This window comes from Mesorhizobium sp. M4A.F.Ca.ET.050.02.1.1 (assembly GCF_003997725.1).
Lineage (GTDB): Bacteria > Pseudomonadota > Alphaproteobacteria > Rhizobiales > Rhizobiaceae > Mesorhizobium.
Window position 1 is genome coordinate 1 of record NZ_RZSG01000749.1, and the last position, 2,917, is coordinate 2,917.

Here is a 2,917-nt window from a genome sequence, read left to right on the forward strand (position 1 = left end):
GTCCGCCATGTGGTAGCCGGCCTGGCCAACGGCGGACGCAGGATAAGAACCGCCACGGGCGATCGGATGGATGTTCGGGATCACTTCCGCCGAGGCGCCTTCGATACGCTGCCAGCGCTCGAAAATATGCTCGAGGAAGTCGAGATATTCGGGCGTGTGCACCGCCGCGACCGGACGCAGCCCATGGTTCCGCGGCCGTTCGATCGCCGAGCCGGCGGCTTTCGCGCCGGCCAGCAATCTTTCGATGCGCTCCGGCTTTTCCGGATTGGGCTGCTGGGCGCCGCTGGAGAGGAAAGCCTTGGGATCGTGGCGCTTCTGTTCCTCGGCATAATAGGTTTTCATGCGTTGTCCTCTGGTGCATCCGCAAAGGCGAAGAATGCCTCGCCAGCGATTTTCTGCGCCTGTTCGTAGCTCGACCAGCCAATGCCCAGCCTTTCATAAAAGGCCTTGGCGGTTTCGTTGTCGGTGTCGACGGAGAGCCGGAGATAGACGCCGCCTTCAGCGCGACATTCCTTCGCCACGCGCCGCAGCAGTTTTTCGCCGATCCGGCGGCCGCGAAAGCGGCCCTCGACATAGAGGTCCTGAACATAGACGCCAGGCCGGCCCATCCAGGTTGAGAAGATCGGAAAGTGCAGGCAGAGCCCCGCGAACTCGCCGTCCACCTCGGCGATCAGGGCGGAGAAGGCCGGCTTTTCGCCGAAGCCGTAGCGGCGAAGGTCATCCGCTGTCGAGGTGATCTGCTGATGCGCGCCGATATGGGCGCTCATCCGCAGCAGCGCGACATGGATGGTTTCGGCGTCGTCGATACGGCCGAGCCTGATGTTGACTGTACTCACGACCGGCAAGGCGCCAAGGCACCCTCCTTGAGGGGGAGATGGCCGGCAGGCCAGAGGGGGGTAGGACTGGGCGCTATCATCTCACCCCACCGCACTTCAAAACGCCACCCGGTCGCCGCCCTTCAGTGCCAGCATCTCGCGCGCTTCCGCGGGCGTCGCGACCTCCAGCGACAGGCCATCCAGCACCGAGCGGATGCGCCGCACCTGATCGGCGTTCGACTTGGCCAACTGCCGCCCATCGTAGAGGCTGTCCTCCAGCCCGACGCGGACATTGCCGCCCATGGCGGCGGCGATCGAGATCAGCGGCATCTGGTGGCGGCCGGCGGCGAGAACCGAGAATTGGTAGCTGTCGCCGAACAATTTGTCGGCGATGCGCTTCATGTGGATGAGATTGTCGGGATCGGGGCCGATGCCGCCTAAAATGCCGAGCACAAACTGGAGGAACAGCGGCCCCGACACCAGCTCGCGATCGCGCAAATGCGCCAGCGAATAGAGGTGGCCGACATCGTAGCATTCGAACTCGAAGCGCGTGCCGCAGCCCTTGCCGAGCTTTTCCAGCACCGTCTCCATGTCGGCGAACGTGTTCCTGAAGATCGTGTCGCGCGTGGCTTCGAGCAGCTTCGCTCCCACTCGTGCTGCCACTCTCGCGGCTTGTCGAGCATCGGGAACAGCGCGAAATTCATCGAGCCCATGTTGAGCGAGCACATTTCGGGCTCGGCCCGGAGCGGTGCGGCGAGCCGCTGGTCGAGCGTCATCAATGAGGAGCCGCCGGTGGTGATGTTGATCACCGCATCCGTCGCCTGCTTGATGCGCGGCAGAAATTGCATGAACACATCCGGGTCGGCCGTCGGCCGTCCATCCCTCGGATCGCGGGCGTGCAGATGCAGGATCGAGGCGCCGGCTTCGGCGGCGGCGATTGCGTCTGCGGCAATCTGGTCTGGTGTGACGGGCAGATAGGGCGACATGGACGGCGTATGCACCGAGCCGGTGACCGCGCAGGTGATGATGACTTTTCTCGTCGCCATCTTGTTCTACCCCTTCAGGTTTCGGCCGGCAGGTCGAGTTCGGTGGCGAGTGCTGCCAGCGAGTCGCCGATAATGGCGATCATCTCGCCGATCTGCTCGCGCGTGATGATCATCGGCGGCGCCACCATGAAGTTGTCGCCGTCGACGCCGCCCTTGACCTTGCGGCCGTAAATGATCAGGCCGCGTTCATAGGCGAGGTCGAGCAGGCGCTGCGTCGCCTTCTTGCTCGGCGCGATCGGGGTCAGCGTCTCCGGATCGGCTACCATTTCGGCGCCGAGCAGCAGCCCTTTGCCGCGCACGTCGGCGATGAAGGGGAAGCGCTTCTGCAACTCCCTCAGTTCGCCGATCAACACGTCGCCCATGGCGGCGGCGTTGGCGATCAGGTCGAGACGATCCATCTCGCCGAGCACTGCGAGTCCGGCGGCGCAGGCGAGTGGATTGCCGGCGTAGGTGTGGCCATGCTGGAAGCCGCCGGCGGCAAGCAGCGGCTCGACCAGCCGCATCGGTGCCGCCAGCGCGCCGAGCGGCGCGTAGCCCGAGCCCAGCCCCTTTGACAGCGCGACCAGGTCGGGCTTGCAGTTCCAGTGATCGCCGCCGAGGAATTTGCCGGTGCGGCCGGCGCCGCTCATCACCTCGTCATGGATCAGAAGGATGCCGTAGCGGTCGCAGATATCGCGGATGCGCGGATAATAGCTGTCGGGCGCGACTAGCGCAGCCGTCGCTGCCCCGCCGACCGGTTCCATGATGAAGGCCAGCACATTCTCCGGGCCTTCCGTCTGGATCTTTTCCTCCAGCATGTCGGCATAGCGAATGCCACGCTGTTCCATCGAAAGATTGTCGCGGTCGCGCCACGCCGTCGGTGCCGGCACGGTCGGCATCGCCCGCATCATCGGCTTGAAGGTTTCGGCCAGGGCATCATCGCCGGTGACCGCGAGCGAGCCAAGCGTGCCGCCATGATAAGAGGGGAAGCGTGCGATCACCTTCCAGCGCTTGGGCTGGCCAGTGGCGACCGCCCATTGCCGGGCGAGCTTGATGCAGGATTCCGTTGCTTCTGAG

Annotated in this window: 2 protein-coding genes and 2 pseudogenes; all 4 read right to left on the reverse strand. The window is 64.7% G+C overall.

Going from position 1 to position 2,917, the window contains the following annotated elements; all coding sequences use genetic code 11:
* A pseudogene (locus EOA33_RS30485) lies at positions 1-342 on the reverse strand (histone deacetylase family protein); the annotation flags it as partial.
* On the reverse strand, positions 339-836 hold the full coding sequence (locus tag EOA33_RS30490) for a GNAT family N-acetyltransferase (RefSeq protein ID WP_245482480.1): 498 nt from the start codon (positions 834-836) through the stop codon (positions 339-341). The gene EOA33_RS30490 and the pseudogene EOA33_RS30485, both read right to left, overlap by 4 nt.
* Positions 837-932: 96 nt before the next feature.
* Positions 933-1,861 (reverse strand): annotated as a pseudogene (locus EOA33_RS30495) (3-keto-5-aminohexanoate cleavage protein).
* A 14-nt stretch (positions 1,862-1,875) separates the two neighbouring features.
* Positions 1,876-2,917 (reverse strand): aminotransferase class III-fold pyridoxal phosphate-dependent enzyme (locus tag EOA33_RS30500; protein WP_145989364.1); only part of this gene is annotated, 1,042 nt, incomplete at its 5' end.